Source organism: Limnospira platensis NIES-39 (assembly GCF_026000695.1).
In the GTDB taxonomy this organism is placed as follows: Bacteria; Cyanobacteriota; Cyanobacteriia; order Cyanobacteriales; family Microcoleaceae; genus Limnospira; species Limnospira platensis.
On the sequence record NZ_AP026945.1, the window covers coordinates 2,067,508 to 2,086,016 of the forward strand.

At 40.8% G+C, this 18,509-nt stretch carries 19 protein-coding genes and 3 pseudogenes; 5 read left to right on the forward strand and 17 right to left on the reverse strand.

Annotation, left to right across the window (positions count from 1 at the left end):
* Positions 1–995 precede the first annotated feature (995 nt).
* The 5 genes and pseudogenes from N39L_RS10175 to N39L_RS10195 all read right to left on the reverse strand — a co-directional run bounded on the left by N39L_RS10175 (position 996) and on the right by N39L_RS10195 (position 4,882).
* Complete coding sequence (locus N39L_RS10175) at positions 996–1,241, reverse strand: hypothetical protein (RefSeq protein ID WP_006622122.1); 246 nt, start codon at positions 1,239–1,241, stop codon at positions 996–998.
* Positions 1,242–1,469: 228 nt separating this feature from the next.
* Positions 1,470–1,781 (reverse strand): hypothetical protein, encoded by a 312-nt coding sequence (locus N39L_RS10180; protein WP_006616324.1) that lies wholly within the window; start codon positions 1,779–1,781, stop codon positions 1,470–1,472.
* A gap of 98 nt (positions 1,782–1,879) precedes the next feature.
* Positions 1,880–2,212 carry a hypothetical protein gene (locus tag N39L_RS10185; protein ID WP_006616323.1) on the reverse strand — a complete coding sequence of 111 codons (333 nt, stop codon included), beginning with the start codon at positions 2,210–2,212 and terminating at the stop codon, positions 1,880–1,882.
* Positions 2,213–2,224: 12 nt separating this feature from the next.
* Positions 2,225–3,163, reverse strand: coding sequence for a hypothetical protein (locus tag N39L_RS10190; RefSeq protein WP_231852018.1), 939 nt, complete (start codon positions 3,161–3,163; stop codon positions 2,225–2,227).
* A pseudogene (locus tag N39L_RS10195) lies at positions 3,163–4,882 on the reverse strand (hypothetical protein). Before N39L_RS10195 ends, N39L_RS10190 begins: the two are co-directional and overlap by 1 nt.
* A 73-nt stretch (positions 4,883–4,955) precedes the next feature.
* Here N39L_RS10195 and N39L_RS10200 point away from each other — a divergent pair.
* From N39L_RS10200 to N39L_RS10220, 5 genes and pseudogenes are all read left to right on the forward strand, one after another.
* The gene (locus N39L_RS10200) at positions 4,956–5,204 is read left to right on the forward strand and encodes a hypothetical protein (protein WP_006616146.1); all 249 of its coding nucleotides are present in this window, start codon (positions 4,956–4,958) and stop codon (positions 5,202–5,204) included.
* A 581-nt stretch (positions 5,205–5,785) separates the two neighbouring features.
* Positions 5,786–6,136 (forward strand): annotated as a pseudogene (locus N39L_RS10205) (hypothetical protein).
* A gap of 45 nt (positions 6,137–6,181) precedes the next feature.
* The gene (locus N39L_RS10210; protein WP_231851969.1) at positions 6,182–7,888 is read left to right on the forward strand and encodes a pyocin knob domain-containing protein; all 1,707 of its coding nucleotides are present in this window, start codon (positions 6,182–6,184) and stop codon (positions 7,886–7,888) included.
* 173 nt (positions 7,889–8,061) lie between these two features.
* A complete protein-coding gene (locus N39L_RS10215; protein WP_014275060.1) occupies positions 8,062–8,562 on the forward strand; it encodes a hypothetical protein in 501 nt (166 codons plus the stop codon).
* Between the two features lie 304 nt (positions 8,563–8,866).
* On the forward strand, positions 8,867–9,223 hold the full coding sequence (locus tag N39L_RS10220) for a hypothetical protein (RefSeq protein WP_006615909.1): 357 nt from the start codon (positions 8,867–8,869) through the stop codon (positions 9,221–9,223).
* Between the two features lie 627 nt (positions 9,224–9,850).
* Here the strand turns inward: N39L_RS10220 and N39L_RS10225 are convergent.
* The 12 genes and pseudogenes from N39L_RS10225 to N39L_RS10280 form a co-directional block, all read right to left on the reverse strand.
* Positions 9,851–9,985 carry a hypothetical protein gene (locus N39L_RS10225; RefSeq protein ID WP_286131321.1) on the reverse strand — a complete coding sequence of 45 codons (135 nt, stop codon included), beginning with the start codon at positions 9,983–9,985 and terminating at the stop codon, positions 9,851–9,853.
* Between the two features lie 550 nt (positions 9,986–10,535).
* Complete coding sequence (locus tag N39L_RS10230) at positions 10,536–11,939, reverse strand: site-specific integrase (protein WP_014275138.1); 1,404 nt, start codon at positions 11,937–11,939, stop codon at positions 10,536–10,538.
* Between the two features lie 363 nt (positions 11,940–12,302).
* Positions 12,303–13,562, reverse strand: coding sequence for a tRNA nucleotidyltransferase/poly(A) polymerase-related protein (locus N39L_RS10235; protein ID WP_014275139.1), 1,260 nt, complete (start codon positions 13,560–13,562; stop codon positions 12,303–12,305).
* A gap of 238 nt (positions 13,563–13,800) precedes the next feature.
* Positions 13,801–14,121 (reverse strand): HNH endonuclease, encoded by a 321-nt coding sequence (locus N39L_RS10240; protein ID WP_410223647.1) that lies wholly within the window; start codon positions 14,119–14,121, stop codon positions 13,801–13,803.
* A 153-nt stretch (positions 14,122–14,274) separates the two neighbouring features.
* Positions 14,275–14,991, reverse strand: a complete 717-nt coding sequence (locus N39L_RS10245) for a reverse transcriptase domain-containing protein (protein WP_014275140.1) — start codon at positions 14,989–14,991, stop codon at positions 14,275–14,277.
* The gene (locus tag N39L_RS10250) at positions 14,981–15,211 is read right to left on the reverse strand and encodes a reverse transcriptase domain-containing protein (protein ID WP_014275007.1); all 231 of its coding nucleotides are present in this window, start codon (positions 15,209–15,211) and stop codon (positions 14,981–14,983) included. The genes N39L_RS10245 and N39L_RS10250 overlap by 11 nt, the downstream gene beginning before the upstream one ends.
* Positions 15,150–15,392, reverse strand: coding sequence for a hypothetical protein (locus N39L_RS10255; RefSeq protein ID WP_014275142.1), 243 nt, complete (start codon positions 15,390–15,392; stop codon positions 15,150–15,152). Before N39L_RS10255 ends, N39L_RS10250 begins: the two co-directional genes overlap by 62 nt.
* A gap of 21 nt (positions 15,393–15,413) precedes the next feature.
* Entirely contained in the window at positions 15,414–15,608 is a 195-nt protein-coding gene (locus tag N39L_RS10260) for a reverse transcriptase N-terminal domain-containing protein (RefSeq protein WP_014275143.1), read from the reverse strand.
* Between the two features lie 676 nt (positions 15,609–16,284).
* On the reverse strand, positions 16,285–17,457 hold the full coding sequence (locus N39L_RS10265) for a group II intron reverse transcriptase (protein WP_014275144.1): 1,173 nt from the start codon (positions 17,455–17,457) through the stop codon (positions 16,285–16,287).
* A complete protein-coding gene (locus N39L_RS10270) occupies positions 17,447–17,677 on the reverse strand; it encodes a reverse transcriptase domain-containing protein (protein ID WP_035736221.1) in 231 nt (76 codons plus the stop codon). Before N39L_RS10270 ends, N39L_RS10265 begins: the two co-directional genes overlap by 11 nt.
* Positions 17,637–17,859, reverse strand: a pseudogene (locus N39L_RS10275) (HNH endonuclease). The gene N39L_RS10270 and the pseudogene N39L_RS10275 overlap by 41 nt, the downstream one beginning before the upstream one ends.
* A gap of 21 nt (positions 17,860–17,880) precedes the next feature.
* The gene (locus N39L_RS10280; protein ID WP_014275146.1) at positions 17,881–18,105 is read right to left on the reverse strand and encodes a reverse transcriptase N-terminal domain-containing protein; all 225 of its coding nucleotides are present in this window, start codon (positions 18,103–18,105) and stop codon (positions 17,881–17,883) included.
* Positions 18,106–18,509 lie beyond the last annotated feature (404 nt).

Below are 18,509 nucleotides of genomic sequence, written 5' to 3' on the forward strand. Positions count from 1 at the left end.
TTTCAACTCATTGACAAAATCATTTTTAAAAAATACGATTGAGTTATTGAGTTGGAAATCACTGTTTTTGATATTTTTGGTTGTTTATGATTATTATTTTTAACCTAATTAATACTTATAAATAAATCAGAAATATATAAGCCCAAAAAATAAAAGAATTATTGACTTTATACCATAATTGTGAAATGTTTAAATTATCGCCACATACAACTCAAACAAAAGACCACTATTTTTTTATATAGTGGTCAATTCTCTTTGTCTACTTTTTGGCGGTTTATTTTTTCTTACTCTTACTGCCAGGTGACTTAACAGGAGCATTAGCAGGAAGATCACCCTGTACTTGGTTTGGTGCTTCACTTCTCTCAACAGTTAATTCACCCAGGTTAGCTAGGGCCAGCCCATCGCTGCTAGGAATTCTGAACATACTGTTATAGGTTCTTAATGATGCTGGCTTGATAGTAAAATAGTGAGCAAATACATATAACAAGCCACTAACAGAAACGATAGGAGGTGCTTTAATACTGATAAATCTCAGTATTTTTTCGCCTACCCGTGTTTGGGTGTATTTACGCCAATAGCCAGGATTAACCGGGGCCTCAACAAAGAAACGAGTGTATTCAGCCTTCTTGTATGCTCTTACCCGACTGCCTTTTATGATATTACGTCTGTTAGTATTAGGCGTGGAAGTATTCCTAACAGGTGGTGTCCAAATGGTTAAGTTCCTGACGGCCGTTGGTTCATTAGATACTGACCCTCCACTTAAAACGTGGAGTCAAAGCATAGGCATAGGTACGCCTATTTTTGAAGTTGCATCTACTGGAACTTCAACTACTAGACTACGACCTAAATGTGAGCCTTTGGCTGTGGCTAACTTTTCTACCCAGTCTTCTTTGTCTCTGTTAAATGCGTCGCTTAAAGGCATAATAACTCTCTTGTTCTACATGATTTAAGTCAGGGTAGGTAAAACGATGATATTAGTGCCTACCCGATATCTATTAATCAACAAATAGCTCTGTAGCTATTACATCAATACTGCCGTCAGTAGGGTCTAAAACATCGTCTGTTGGAATTGACAATGAAACAGTTACGAGACCTGTAGCCATATTTCGGGTATAAGCAGTGACTACGGTTGCACCATCAGGATTATTACTTGCAGTCGATTGCATTCGTTGGGTTGGCTCAATAATTTCAAGTAATTGGTTTTCCAGTGTCGCAGCACCTAGCGTTTTCTTAGTAGCTATAATCTCACCTTGATTTTATTCAATACCTAGACTATAGCAGTGTATTTGCTGATTGTGGCTGCTATGGTTCTTTCAACAGAAGCTACATATATGTAGCAGCTTTTGAGTTAAACGCGACGGTACGCTACCAATACCAACATTACGCTAACTACCAGTTTAACCATGTCTAAGTATGTTCGTAATCTCTTTCATCGTGGATGATAGTTAGTGACTGATATGACTCAATGATTAGGTTGTAGTTGGGGGTTGATTTCCAGTTTTTAACTCTAACGATGTCCTCGTAGCTTTCCGTATGGCATTATCAACCCAACTAGGTTTTCTCTGGAAATGTAGAGGAATTTTGACTTGGGTTTTTCTAGGGTCTTGATACATCGCCAAGGCACTACTTTCACCTAAGTCGATTTTAGCTTGTTCAAATTTATCAATTAATTCCCAGTTAAGTATTTTCACTTCACTGATATACATTTTGCTCTCTTTGATTCTTTTCGCATTTTCCCTACCGCCAAAACCTTTCCTTTCCTCGAAGGTAATAGGATACACGATTTTAGCGTCAGTTAAATCAACTAATTGTTTACAGATATTTTCTGCCTCATTTTTACTAAATTCATTAATAAAAAACGCAAACTTTCTACCATTATTTATAGTGCAATTAACTTTAATATTTTCTTTAGTAAATGCTGACTGGGTTGAGTAAATATCCTTTGTAACCTATCCCATGTAATTTTATCCCTACTAACCGACGGTAACTCTATTTGAGTTTTTTGCAGTGTTGACTGCCTATTTTTAGTCCAATATGGAGGTTTTTCGTAGTTGTACAAAACCAAAGTTAACTGTATTTTAAGATTAGCTGACGTACTGATTTCCGGAAAATCACCTGACCCTACAAATTGCCCTATATCTCTATTTCCTAGTATTTCAGTTTGAGCCCAAGCATTAGTTACGTTTTCCGGTAAATTACGCAGGCTTGACACTAGTCTAAATCTTTATCCATTGTTTTCTATAACCGCGTTAACTAATTGTTGTTGTCTATTTTCTTCTATTCTTTGTAATGCCATATATTCATCTAAACCTTGAGCGACTAACACAATAGCCTCTTTACAGTTCTCGCTAAACTCATCCCCGAATTCCTCGGAACTGTCTTGGTTCCAAATAGTGTTAATATTTCCGTCATAGCTTTCTGGTAATTTCTCCCTAGCTTCCCTTCTCTGTTTACCGAAACTCCATTCTTCACCTTTTTCGTCACCCCACTTTTCAATCGTTCCTTTACCAGCAGTAACCATTGAAACAATAGCCGTTGCAAGTGTTGAAGGACTTTTATCTAAAAACATTTTAACAACCCGTCTACCGTGTTTAAATAACGTCCATGCTATTGCTTTCATAGCCATGTTAAATGACTGTTTAACGTATGAACCGACAGCTGTAGATACTTCCATAAGCATTTCATGCCCCTTGCTTAATGCTACATGCATAGCGGCCGCTTTATTGAGAAATGCAAGACCTGCTACTGGTAAAACACCACATACTAATTTCCCAGCCATATTACCTAAAAACCCAGCCGTGGTGGTTATAAATTGTCCGGCAATATTTTGGATGTTTCTATCAATATCACTATCGCTAATATTCCAATTAAAATTCCAAAAGCTGTCCCAATTAGAGGTAATAAATGTCGCTACTTTCTCAAAGCTAAAGTTAGATAAAAACTTAGTAATTCCTTCCCATAGCCAACCTCCAAAACTTTTGCCCCATTCAACAACTTTACCAGTAACTTTTGCCCATAATGTGCCAAACCAACCCATCTCTTGAGTAGATGTTCTCTGGGCTAAATTAACTTGTCTAACGCCATTCCTACCTATACTGCTACGGGTTTGACGGCTAGACAAGCTACGAGTACTCCTTAGCATTCTTGCACTTCTGGCAACCATTACAAAGTCCCTCTTAGTGGGTTATCGCCGTCAATCAATTCGGTTTCTATCTTGATATCAGGAAAGTCTTTTTTCAATAATTCTTGTACTTTCTTGGTTTCCTGTTCTCTGATATCGTCTTGTTTTTTCATTGAATCATATAACCGCGTTAAATCGGCTAATATGTCTTTGGCTGGGTCATTACTGTTCACCTGTAAAGTACCTTGAGCACGTAAGCAAATATTTCTTTAATTTGATTTAATGTTGTTTGTCATGTTTCTTTCGCATCCTTCTGGTTGGTAATCTTAACCTGGCTTTTATTGGGTTCTAGTAGTTCCTCAAAATTATCAGCTTCTGGAGTAAAGGCTGTTTTAATTTTTGCGTATTTTTTCTCATTAGTAAATTCTAAATAATCAATTATTTTAGATACTTCACTACCAGCTTTAAAGGCTGCCGCGTGAGCCAAACCTGCTTCATATAACGCCGTTAAAACAGCGTTTTCTGTAACCTGATGAGAGATAAAAATTTCCATTACCATACCAAATATTTCAGCAATTGATTCAGCTAAGTTAGGTAATTTTATTTCGGCTTTTTCTTCTGCTTTTATCATTAGATTGACATCATCAATCTCTACTTTAACTTCAAATTCACCCCATCTTTCATCATCGATGTCAAATCTGTACATTAGCCATTCTGGTAATGTGTTTATTCGTTGAATTATGTTCTCTGGATTATTAGCATTAACCGTTATTTTTTCAGGCATTTCAGCCGGAAAGGATTCAGGGTCTAGCAACTCGTAAATCCTTCTAATCATTCCGCAACAACACTCTTCGTTCATATCTGGTATTGTTATCGTTCGTATATTTTCAGGTTCTTTTTTATTTTCAGGTTCTCCTCCTCCGATGCCTGGCGGGATATCTTTTGTGCTCGCGGAAAAGTTGGGAATTACATAATCAAATTCTGTGCATTCCATCCACGAATCACAAAATGCACCTACACTTTCATACATTAAATCAGGGTCGCCGTATGCCCACTCAGACTCCCACCGTCCTTGCCTATAAAAAACCTCTCACTTCCTGTTGGTTGAGGAGTTTCCCCCCACCTCGGATTCCCACCCATGTGACTAACAAAAGTGATGCTACTTCTACTTGGTGGAGGATTACGGCATCCCCCGCTACCCATTTGTCTGTCGAACTCTTCAACGCTGTACTTTTCATCAGCTTTTATGGTACAACCGATATTGCCATTTCCGCCATTTCCATTGTCTGAATCATCATCTGAATCATCATCTGAACTATCGCCTGGTCGCCTTCCTTTATCATCATCAATTTTGTCACCTGAATTAGGACCCCCAAAACTTCTCCCGCTACCACCACCGCCACTTCTGCCGCCGCGTGGTTTTTTACCTCCCTTTGGTTCATCTCTCTTTGGTGGTTCCTCGTCTACTCGCCGCGCATCATCTTCCCTTTTCCACCTACCATGGTCTTCTGGGTTAATTCCACGCGGCACTCTGGTGATTGGGTCCCAAGGATTTACTAATCCGGGAACACCTCCTCTATCTCTTTCCCTTGCATACGGTAAACCCCTACCAAAGTCCATTGTTGAAGATGTTTGGTCGCCTAAATCTCCTGCTAAACCTGAACTTACTCCTCCTGACCTACCAATATTCCTGGGTGTGCTTGACCTAATAGTATCTTTAATTTTTAGAGTGTCTCTAATTTTTAGAGTGTCTCTAACCATGCTGAATAATTATTGAAGGCTATTAATAAATTAGAAATATTATATAATATTACAAAATAATTGAGGACTATCCATGAGGGGAATTAAAAATATGGCTACGGAAATTAATGCCAGCAATTGGCATAACGCCGTAGAGTTATTTAATGGCGCGATTTTAGAAGGCTTGATAACTGACAGATGTCGTTATGATATTACCGCTTACGCTTATGTCTCTAGCTTGAATGCTAGGTGCTATATCCCTAGTCTCAATCAATCAAAAATACCCAAAATTTATCCAGAATATAGTTATTATCAAAGATGGGAAAAGAAACAAGATGTGTGACAAGGTTCTATCAGCTTACCGGTATTTTATGGGAACCTAGCAACAGAAAACAGGTTAAATCTAGGTATCGTAAAACTCCCTTATTCTGGGGGGATTCACACAGAAAACCTATTGATTGAGTTGATTACCAATCAGACAGAAGGATTAGCTATAGATTCACATTCTGTATGAAAAGCTAGATGTTTAAATCAATTGCACAATAATGATTAAATTAATATTTTTGGTATGGCAGAATACCAACTTGATACCTTACCAAAAACACCATCATTAACTCAACCCGAAATTTTGGTATTTCCGTAGGTAATACCCCTACACTTATCCGCGCCGCCAATACTTACAGATATCGCTTACACTTGCAGAATACGGGTAGCGTTGGGGTTTGGTTTAGTCATGGACACATCAGCAATTGCATACCAGGTCAATGTTTATGGCTACCCCCTAATACTGCATAGGATGACGAGTTAAAATCTACTGCCAGCATCTATGGAATGACAGAGGATAGTGTTTCGCAGATTGTCGGGTTAGAGCAGACAATCACTTACTAACCGACTACAATAGAATTATTTAAGAGGTAGGTGATTATGAGTTTCTCAGTTTATAGCAGTGTTTTAAATTTAGACACTCTCAATATTACTGCTAAGATACCAGGTACTCCCGTTACAAGCACTATTAGTTTAACGGCTAATACAGTTGCCGAATGAGTAGCAGAAAATGCTAACACAAACTGGCGTAATGTATTTATCAAAAACCCGTCTAATATACCCGTTCATTTGATTTTAGACCCTACCGGCGATAGCGTGTCAGACGCTGCATTTTCGGTTAAACCAGGTGATACAGTTATGCTAACAATTGGTGGTAGCGATTTACAAGCTATCGCGGAATCTAGCGCTAACGTATCAATAACTTTAATTGAATTTGTTACTGTAGGTTAATAATAATTAGGGGGAATCCCCCCTAAGATGAATATAGAGGCAGTTATGACTAATTTCAACATTTACTCTAGTAAATTTGGGCAATCAACCGATGACTTGCCAGAAGGTGAAGTTAATCTGTATTTAACTAATGAACGGATACAAGCAGTTATTGACTCCAATACTAATTTAGTCAAATTAACTCAGTTAACTTGGAATAATATTACTAATAAACCTGGCACTTTCCCCACATCTACTCATTCCCATAGCTGGACTGAAATAACGTCCAAACCGTCTACGTTCGCGCCATCCGGTCACGGTCATCTATGGGGCGACATCAGTAGTGCGCCTGCTACCGCAACACGGTTACCTACTTGGTCTGAAGTTACAAGTAAACCGACAACGTTTACTCCATCAGAACATACACATACTATTGCAAATGTTACAGGACTTCAAGGTGCATTAGACGGTAAAGAGCCTACTTTTACCAAAAATACAGCATTTCATAAAAACTTCGGAACAACTACTGGAACTGTAACCGAAGGTAACGATGTCAGATTATCAAATGCTAGAACGCCAACTAGCCATACACACGGTAACATTAGCAATACCGGAACTATAGGTTCTACGGCTAATTTACCGTTAATTACCACCACATTAGGCGCTGTTACTACCGGTACTTTCGGTAGCACGGCAAATACATTTTGTCGTGGTGATGATAGCCGCCTTTCCACCAACCTAAGCTACACTACCGGGGCAGCCCAAGGGACGGTAACAAGCAGTACCGGAACTAACGCTACTATTCCAGCAGCTACGACGAGCATCGCCGGTTTATTAACTTCTGCTGATAAATATAAATTGAATGGAATAGCCGCAGGCGCACAAGTAAATGTAGCAACTAATTTAGGAGTAACAGCAGGAACAACAGCAGGTCCTGTAGTTACATCATCAACAGGAACTAATGTTACTTTACCTACAGCTAGTGCAACTAATTCAGGGATAATTACAACTGGGAATCAGACATGGACAGGAGTTAAAACATTTAATTCATTAATTACCGGGTCAATAAGTGGAAACGCCGGAACAGCAACAGCACTTCAAACAGCAAGAACAATCAATGGAACAAGTTTTAATGGAACAGCAAATATTACTACTGTAAACTGGGGAACTGCTCGGACTTTAACAATTGGTTCTACAGGCAAATCAGTAAACGGCTCTGGAAATGTAAGTTGGAGTTTAGCAGAAATTGGTGCTTTACCAAATCTTTCAATAACTGTAACAGGAGATTGGAATGATGTGTTAACAACAGGTTTTGCTCAAGGGAGTTCTCTTTTAAATCAAAGTCCGGGAAGTTCATGGCGTTTTTGTACTGTACAAAGACATAAGAATTCTGCGATTTCTCAAACAATGATACCTTTTGGAGGAGAAGATATTTATCAAAGAAATCGTGTAAATGCAGTCTGGAGTAGCTGGCAACAATTAGCTTTTACAAGCTCTAATATTACAGGTAATGCAGCAACTGCAACCACGCTTCAAACTGCTAGAACAATTAATGGGACTTCGTTTAATGGTAGTGCCAATATAACAATAACTGCCAATACTCCTAATACATTAACAAATGGTACGGGATTAACTGGAAATAATTTTAATGGGAGTGCTGCAACAACATGGGCAGTTGCTTACGGCAAGCAGGCACAGCCTGTCAAGGTAATGATAGTAGATTATCTGACGCTAGGACTCCCACAACGCACACACATTCAAATATTACATTAACAGCAGGAGATGGTTGATCAGGAGGAGGAACTTTAGCAGCTAATAGAACAATTAATGTAGATTCAACTGTAGTTAGAACTACAGGTAATCAAACTTTAACAGGAATTAAAACATTTAACATAACAAATAATCCAGTAACTTTTGCAACTAATGAAAGTTTTCCTGATGGAAATATGCTTATTGATTTTAATGTTTGGAGGGGGTTTGACATCCGCCGGATAGGAGATAATCCAATTACGGCTTTAGTACTAAATAGTAGAGTTGGAGCAAATAGCTGGGCGTTTTCTCATCAAGGGAATTATTCTATAGAATTAGAAGCAGATGCTAATCCTAGAGTATTTATATATCATGGTATTAATTTTCATCAAAGCGATGTTTGGCGAACTGCTCCTAGCGATAGATATTCAATACAATTATATAACGGGCAGACATATTTTATAAAGAGCTCAACTCTTTCATCATCTGGAGTACATACTAGATTTAGAGTAGAACACACAAACGTATCTTTGATTAACGATAGTGGAGATTATGTTAAAGGTTCTTCGTATATTAGACTTAAAACAGTTTGTGCTCAGAGTATTAATGGCTTAAATTTACTTAAAAAATTAAATGTAATTGAATTTCAATATAATGAGTTGGCAGCCATGGATTTTCTACACAATAAACAAAAATAGGTTTAATCGCACAAGAGGTTCAACAGTCTTATCCTGATGCAGTTTAATTGGTTAAAGATGACCACACATATAGCCCTGAAGTTGACGACAAAAACATAGATTATCTGACGATTCTTTATGAAACATTAGTTCCTTTATTAGTGGCAGGGATTCAATAATTATCCCCAAAATTAGAGGCACTAAGTAAATCAACAGCATCTACAAATGTTAATATCAGTAATTTACCGACAAGCCCTACAGGTTTAAGTGTAGGTGATTTATGGTGTGACACGGATAACGATAATGTAATCAAGCAGGTGAGATAATGTCTAACAAATATGATATATCTGAAACTAATTGGTTTTTAGCTTACAACCAATACTTTATCAAAGAGGATGATACCCCACACGGAAGTAAACAATTGCCAGATATATCAGGTAGTAAATTTGTGAGGATATTATTTGATGCAGACCAGGTTTCTATTTATTTGAAAATGGCAGGATGGTTAAAATTTTACACATACAATGATGTGAAGCAGAATATGATGGTTAAACGTGAAACTATTTGGCTAAATGAATATCAAATAATTGAATCACCACCATATAGTAATTTTTACTCAATATTTGAACCCTGGGAGAGGATTAAATGGTTTACCCTTTATTTTTGGAGATTAATGCAATGAGTATAATAATACTAGAGGTTCTGTTATTGATCACTGTTATTGTTTATTTGGGCATTGATTCATTGATAGGCAATAAAATAATTGAGTCTAAACTAGATTTAAACAATAAAAAGTTAGACATATTATTTGAGTTTTTGAAAAATTAGTTAGTTCAGATAGTTGGTAAAAAACAGTTAGAAGATAAAAAGCAATCACCCCATCTCCCAATCAACAGAGATGATATTGATGATGATGGTTGGCGTAAACCCTAACACCTAACAGCTAACACCTAACAGCTACCCCAATAACTTAAATGGTCCCCTATGGTTTCTGACTATGGGGGTGTCTATTTATTTTTTGGCTAACGGACTGTTGCAACGGACTGTTAAAAATTTATATGAATGCTTACCCTATCATGTCCAGATAATACCCAGAACTACTTTACCCCTAACAGATAGCTTTACCTACAACCTACGGCTAAGATTTTGGCTTAGGGTGTTTATTAGGGGTACTGGGTTTTGAACGAAATGAATACCCCTATAAATTGGAGACTTGCTGAGGATTATGTAGGTATCAGCGAGAGATGACGAAACAAGTCACCAGTTGAAAAGTTGTTTGGGGGTATCGCTTCAGTATGTCATAGCCAGGTTAGTCGTGATTATGCGATCGCATTTTGTTGGTAGCGAGTAGGCTCCTCAAGATTTCACCAATAATCTGACTCCCATAGGGAACCAGGTAGGCGGTCTGATATCTTTGTACATTGATAGGAGTATCGTTGTACATTGATAACCTAGTGGGTTCCCCCTACGGCTACCTACGGCTATCGTGTTGACTTGGAAGCATATCCCCCCCCTAACCGAAACAAACACTCTTAGGGGTGCGACCGATGTGATAGCAGTCAATGGTTCGTAACGAACCGATAGGCTTGCCATTGACTGCTATCACAAGGGAGTTACCCTATCGGTGTTTGGTTGGGGGGTGGTATGGGTATTTGACAGATTGATTAAGTTGTGCTTATTGATTAACCCGTCAATAATTAAGATTTGTTGCTGAGGGATATGCGCTAATTGTCCCGTGTGCTAAGACTGAGTTGAGTGTATTTTGTGTGTGACGGTACGACTATCGGGTTAAGTAAATTCCCGCTATCGCCGTCAGGATAAGGAAATAGAAAAAACGGGACTGACGGGGCTCGAACCCGTTTTATAGCCTATAACCCCTATTCTACCGTTACTCTAGTGCACTCAAAAGCGATCGCACATTTAGGAGTTAGTGCAAAAGGAAAACCCCCTAGGTATTTAGCCTAGAGGGTATTGTGTTGTGGGTTTATTGGGGATTAATCATCAAGCTGGTAAAGAGCTCTGATAATTGCCTTAACCTCTGGTAGGTCTGGATTAATGCCGATATTAATCAGGACTTGTTTCCCCATCTCTAGCGGTAATGGTTGCCTTTGATGTCTTGTTAGGATGCCTAACTCTGTCGCAAGATGGCGACGTTTTTTGTACTTGCCATCATTAACTGACACCGAGTGACCAAACGAACGCGCTCTGATTTCCTGTGGTATCCCGTTCATCTCCCCTAGTTGGTTTCCAAGGTGTCGAAAGGCATAGGCTTGAGTTAGTCCCCAATTATGTCGTGATAACCAGTTGCGATGATTATTATTAAACATTTTTGGATTTTTAGACTCAGTAACAGGTAGATAAACGTTATGAATCCCTAGGCGGTTAATTAGAACCTTGTCTTTACTCATTGGGATAGCTAACCGCCAACCCGTTTTGGTACTGCCGCCAAAATTAGTAAACTCACCAATCACTAACACTAACTCAGTGTTATTGGGGTCTGAGATAGCCGGAAAAGTAATACCATCAATCTTAACTGGCTTAGTTAAATTTTGACCTGCTGCTACTTCAGACGGTCGTAATCCGTATAGGGTACACATTGCACTAACCCAACACCAACCATCACGCGCATTATTGTCTACAGATGTTCTGTAGTCAGTGTTGCGTTTTTTATCTAACAAGCCTAGCAAGGTATCTAAATCTACACTTTGAGACTCCGTAAATACTGTTTGGGTTGGGTCAATTTTTTCTAGCTTGTCCAGTGCTTTTTTGCAGCCAGCCCGTTCCGCTACCTGCCTTAACTTGTAATATCGGTCTTTAAAATCCTTGTGCCCCACCGGACTGCTACCGTCTTTTAATGGAGTATACAAGGCTTCTTTTATACCCTCCCAAGTGACGTAACTATCCCAGTCTGTAACTTTGTCAAATACATCTAAGAAACACCGTTTAAATGAAGCTCTGTCACTAGCCATATCGCGAGAGCGCTTCCGTTTAGTGTTCTTGTGTACCCCATTAAAGTAATCATCTTCCATCTCTTTAAACACTTGGCGATAGGTGATTAAGTCGTTTTCCAAAGGGGTTTTGTTTTCATCAAGGATAGTAGCCTTGTACCAGTCGAGCCATTCAGACACCGACTGAAATTGTCCGTCAAGGGATTTATGAACTAACCAGGCCTTATCAACGGCCTTACGGATACCCTCAAAAGTGAACTGACAATTACATCCTCGCTGCTTACGCCCTCCCGTCTCCGGGTCAGTAGTGATGTCTAGCTGAATTGTCCCCCGGTTACGCTTAATCCTGACACCTTTGGGACATTGTTTGCGGGATAGGTTGAAAAACTCAAGAATATCCTCAAAGCCTTGATATGTACCACTATGTGTACTGTTTGTACTTGCACTCATTTGGCACTAACTCCTAAATGTGCGATCGCTTTCGAGCGCATTATAATGGCGGTAGAATAGGGGTTATAGGCTATAAAACGGGTTCGAGCCCCGTCAGTCCCGTTCTAAATAATTAACAATTAATAATTAACAATTAATAATTAACAATTAATAATTAATGCTGCGCCGTTAATTGATGGATAAATAATTAAAGATTAACAATTAATAATTGATGCTGCCCCGTTGATTGATTTGTAAATAATTAACAATTAACAATTAACAATTAACAATTAATAATTAATGCTGCCCCGTTGATTGATTTCTGGGAAGGCAATGGGCAATGGGCGATGGCTGGGGATAAAATCATCAATGCGATCGCGCTTATTATAGGTTTAATTCAAGCATTTTCTGGGATGCGATCGCTATGGCATCTTCACGGGTGGATATTTGACCCTCAGCCTTAGCAATTTGTATCTCTTGGAGTAGATCCCCTAATAAGGGACTGGGAGAGAGTCCCAATTTTGCCATTAAGAGTTTCCCGCTAATGACGGGTTGGGGGTGAGCGATCGCATCATCGGGATTCAGATAATGGTTAATTAGGGTAGTAAACTCCTGTAGTGATGCTCCGGCGGCTATGGACAGGACTACTAAGGCGGGGAAAAATTCCCCCACATTAGCAAATAGAAAATATTGTTGGCGTATGGATAGATCGGCTATGGGGGTGGGTTGTAGTTGCTGAAAGGTTCCCAGTAAAGCCAGAACTCCCCGGATCTCAACTCGGCTATATTTGAGGGTAATTAACTCGGCTTCGGCTTGGTCCCGATCCTCGCTGGTCATGGTGGCTAATTTGGCGATCGCGAGTTGGGACATTTTAATGGTTTCCCGCACCGACTCGCTCAAGGGTTTGGCTAATGGTGGATAGGTTTGTGAGACGGCGGCGGCGACGTGATCAAGATTTTTGAGGCGATCGCATCTATCTCCCAAACTGCTAAACCAGGGGGAGATCAGACCGATTTTCCAGGCTTCAATTAATTTCGGCACTCCCAAGGGGGTATTGAGTAAATATCCTAACTCAGTGCGGATACGTTCTGCTGCTACCCGTGGTAATAAACTGGCTAAATCGGCGATCGTCTGTTTAGTTTCCGGTTCAATCACAAAGCCTAACTGCGCCGCCTGTCGATATCCCCGCAGCAACCGCAGGGGATCATCAGCTAAATTTTCCCGACTGATCATCCGCATCAGACCCTGTTTTAAGTCTTGTTGTCCCTGATAGGGGTCGAAAAAAGTTTTGGTTATGGGATGATAGGCGATCGTATTAATTGTAAAATCCCGCCGCCCTAGATCTACCTCTAAACTTCCTCCCTCAGCTTGAGCAAAATCTACTGTTACCCCTGGGAATACTACCCTAGCAATTTGTCGCTCCGCATCTAACAACACAAATCCGGCTTGATAATGGGAGGCGATGGTTTTGGCTGTGTTTACTGCTTCCGACAACACCACAAAATCTAAATCTAAATCACCCACAGCGCGACTCAATAAGGCATCCCGCACCGCACCCCCGACTAAATAAGCTGATTCGGGTAGATTTTCTAAACCAAACGGCCAGTTTTCGGGAGATAATGGGGATGTAATAGCAGCAGACATATAGCAAGCAATACCTATCTATAGAAGAATCCGCGATCGCAAATAGTCAATCAAATTACCAAAGTCCACCAAGTTCAAGTGTTCAGATAACGATAACTTTCTCAGGTGACTTTCTTGATGTTGCCGAAAGGGACTATTTTTGACAAAGCTCAGGATATGGGATTAGGGGTCGAGAATGGAGTCGCCTCCATCCCCTCCCATTCAGAACCGTGCGTGAAAGTTTCCCTTCACACGGCTCCTAGTTTGACTGCTCCATTGTTAAGGATACAGCGTTGGCGTTATCTAGTGCCGTTTTATCATCGCGGGTGTGGCGATGTAATAGCTGAAGATTCTTATATTCATCCTTTCCACCGTGGTTTCGAGGTATAATGTGGTCTACTTCAATTATATCTGATGGTACGAAATACTGTCCACACCATGTACACCTACCTTTTTGCTTTTTGAGTAGTTTTGCTACCCTATTTGGCGTTTCAATTGCTTGACCTTTTCTGGTTGCCCAGTAAGTCCAATTTCCGTCGTATGGTGTTGCGTCAGGGCGTATTAGGGTGTGTCTAACAATCGGAGTCCAATTATGTTTCCATAGTTGGAATCCATCTTTGGTCTTGAATAACCAAGATTCATGTCTTTCTTTCCCATTGCTAAGTTTAACCGTTCCTTGTTGGAAATAGTTTCCTAGCTTTTCGTGGCTTGCCTTTCCGCATCTTGAACCTGTCTATGCCCGTAACATTTGCCAAACTATGTGGTCTAGTTTAACGAAGGTCTCTGATGAGACTACCGCTGAATAGTAATTTGACCATCCTCGAATAATCGGGTTTAGTTTGTTAATCAGGGCTGACTGGGGTGCTGTTTTATGTTGTTTTATTACACCCTTAATCACTTCCGTGTGGGCTTGAACTGCTTTCTTGCTGGGTTTGATGTGGGTCTTGTGACCGATTAATCGGCTTGCCATTCCCCCTGTTTTCCCAGATTTATATTTTCCTGCTGGATATTGCCTGATATTGAATCCTAGAAAATTAAACCCTGGCTCCTCTGTTTTGCCATCATATTCAATAGGTTTGAACGTATGGCAGATTCGAGTATTTTCAGGTTTTATTTCTAGTCCTACAGGTTTTAACCATACGGAGATAGCGGTTTTGCACTGTTCAATAATTTCTAGTGATGGTGATATCACTACAAAATCATCGGCGTATCTTATAACAGTAGCCTGCGCTCTGTTTGCTTTCTTGGGATACATTGTTTCTATGAACCTAACCATTCCCAACAGTGCGATGTTGGCGAGTATTGGACTTATTACCCCTCCCTGGGGTGTCCCTGATTCGGTATCCTCAAATACACCGTTGTCTAGCACACCAGCTTTGAGCCACTGTTTCAGGTCTCTCTTTAGGCTGCTTGGACAATGAATTTTGGACAGTAGGTAATCATGGTTCACGGTAAGAGCATTTCGCTATATCAGCGTCGAGAACATAGTATTGTCCTTGATTTATGGCAGTATAGATTCTACCAATTGCGTCTTGGGCTGACCGTCCGGGACGGAACCCGTAGCTTGTGCCTTCAAATCTCGATTCCCATTCAGGTTCGAGAGCCGACTTAACCAAGGCTTGCCTTGCTCTGTCTTGGATTGTGGGTATTCCTATTCCAGCTTTTTTCATCCCTTCCAGGTTTTGGAATCCAAACCCGTCGCAGTGGTTTTGCTTTGAGGTTTCCCTTAATGCTCTCCACAAGTTCAAACCTTTGTCTTGGAGAGATTGCTCTCATTCCATCAACTCCAGCCGTTTTCTTGCCTTGACCCGCTTGGGGGGCGGGTTTATTAAGCTGACTGTTGGGAAGCATGGCTGACCGTGGAACCCGCCCCTACAGTCTCACTGCTAAGAGTCGGGCATAATATGACTTCACCAGTAAACGTTGCAACCTTCTTGCCTTCGCGTCCTGTCCCGATTTAGCTGCTTGAAATATCCTCTTTTGGAGCTTGAAAACTTTTCTATGAACTTTCGCCCATGGAATATGTTTCCATCCAAACGCACCTCTTGATTGGTCTTGATTTCTCAAAGCCTTTCTTTAAACTCGCTTTCGTCATAGTAACTCCTACTAGACTCTATTCTTTACAATCAAACCGTGACCTGTCTGCATATCCCTACCGTTACAGTTGGGCATTGGCTTCTGGTCACATCTTACCCCCTCAGAGGCATCCGTTTACATTTGTCACTACTAACTATCTCGACCAGATTGTTAGAGCCTGAGAGGGGTTATAACGTTCCGTTTATATGGGCATTCCATCTTTAGACTTGTCCTCTCCACCGGGGTACTTTTAAAGGTCTGTGTAGGTATCTAATAAAAAACCCTACTTTTCCCCTTACTCTTTTGATCGCAGCGTTTCAACCTATTTCGCTACTTTGTATTTACGATGGTTCAAGTCGGAACATTCAGATTTCCTTAGTCGTGGATGGTTGGCAGTGCTCGCGTCTGGTAGTTGGTTCTACTTCACGCCTTCCGTTCCCCGCTTCAATCCTGGGGTTATGATTCCCAAAACTGGGGGTGGCTATCGCCGTTACTCTCAACGCAATTGTTAAGGAATCATTAAGATTCTCAATTTTGCGTTTTGACCTTGAGTTCCCTGCCTTGATTAGGGGTCGAGATAGACCTCACGGTCTACCCCTCCCATTCAGCAGCAGAACCGTACATGAGACTTTCACCTCATACGGCTCCTAGTTTGACCGTCTCCTTGTTAAGAGTACAGCATCATCTCTTCATCAAGAGCTGTTTTATCATCGTGACAATGGCGATGTAATAATTGAAGATTCTTGTATTCATCCTTTCCGCCTTGGCTTCTAGGTACAATGTGGTCTACTTCAATTAAATCTAATGGGGTAAAGAATTGCCCGCACCAGGTACACTTGCCTTTTTGCTTTTTAAGTAGTTTTGCTACCTTATTTGGCGTATCGATTGCTTGTCCTCTCCTGGTTGCCCAGTAAGTCCAATTTCCATCGTATGGTGTTGCGTCGGGGCGTATTAAGGTGTGTCTGACAATTGGGGTCCAGTTATGTTTCCATAATTGGAGTCCTTCTTTGGTCTGGAATAACCAAGATTCCTGTCTTTCATTCCCATTGCTAAGTTTAACCGTTCCATGTCTGAAATAGTTCCTCAGCTTTTCGTAGTTCACCCCTTTGCATCTTGATGCTGTCCATGCCCGTAACATTAACCAGATTATGAGGTCTAGCTTATTGAAGGTCTCTGCTGAGACTACCGCTGAGTAGTAATTTGACCATCCCCGAATAATCGGGTTTAGATGTTTTATCAGGGCTGACTGAGGTGCTGTTCTATGTTGTTTGATTACACCTTTAATCACTTCTGTATGGGCTTTAACTGCTTTATGGCTGGGTTTTATGTGGGTTTTATGTCCGATTAATCGGCTTGCTGCCCCGCCTGTTTTCCCAGATTTATATTTTCCTACTGGATGTTGCCTGATATTGAATCCTAGAAAGTCGAACCCTGGTTTTTCTGTTTTACCATCATACTCAGTAGATTTGAGCGTGTGGCAGATTCGAGTTTTTTCAGATTTTATTTCTAAGCCTACAGGTTTTAGCCATTCAGAAATAGCAGTTTGGCACTGTTCAATGATTCCTAGGTCTTTGGAGATGACCACAAAATCATCGGCATATCTTATAAGGTTCACCTGGGTGGCTGTGCCTTTATTTGGATACATTCCTTTAACTAGCCTTTCCATTCCCAACAGTGCGATGTTGGCGAGTATTGGACTTATTACCCCTCCTTGAGGTGTTCCTGCTTCTGTATCCTCAAATACACCTTTATCTAGCACTCCCGCTTTGAGCCATTGTTTCAGGTCTCTTTTTAGGCTGCTTGGACAATGAATTTTGGACAGTAGGTAATCATGGTTCACGGTAAGAGCATTTTGCTATATCGGCATCGAGAACATAATATTGTCCTTGATTTATGGCAGTGTAAATTCTGCTAACTGCGTCATGGGCTGACCGTCCTGGACGGAACCCGTAGCTTGTGCCTTCAAATCTCGATTCCCATTCAGGTTCGAGAGCCGACTTAACCAAGGCTTGCCTTGCTCTATCTTGAATTGTGGGTATTCCTATTCCAGCTTTTTTCATCCCTACCAGGTTTTGGAATCCAAACCCGTCGCAGTGGTTTTGCTTTGAGGTTTCCCTTAATGTTCTTGACCAGTTCAAACCTTTGTCTTGGAGAGATTACTCTTACTCCATCAACACCGGCTGTCTTCTTGCCTTGACCCGCTTGGGGGGGCGGGTTTATTAAGCTGACTGTTGGGAAGCATGGCTGACCGTGGAACCCACCCCTACAGCCGCACTGCTAAGAGCCGGGCATAATATGATTTCACCAATAGACGTTGCCACCTTCTAACCTTTGCATCCTGTCCCGATTTAGCTGCTTGAAATATACTCTTTTGGAGCTTGAAGACTTTCCGCTGAACCTTAGTCCATGGGATTGCCTTCCATGCGTTGTTCGTAGTCTTGATTGGTTTGGGCTTGCCAAATCCTTTCTTTAAACTCACTATCGCCATATGTACACCTACTAGACTCTATTCCTTACAATCAAACCGTGACCTGTTAGCATATCCCTACCATTACAGCAGGGCGTTGGCTTTTGGTCACATCTCACCCCCTAATAGGCTTACGCTTACACTTTCACTACTGACTCTCTCGACCAGATTGTCAGAGCCTAGAAGGGGTTAAAAACGTTCCGTTTGTATGGGCATTCCATCTTTAGATTTGTCCTCTCCACCGAGGTACTTTAAAGGTCTGTGTAGGTGTTAACAAAAATACCCTACTTTTCCCTATACTCTTTTGAGCGCAGCGTATCAACCTATTTCGCTACTTAGAATTTACGATGGTTCAAGCCGGACATTCGGTTTCCCTAATCATGGATGGTTGGCAGTGGTCAAGTTTGGCAGTTGGTTCTGCTTCA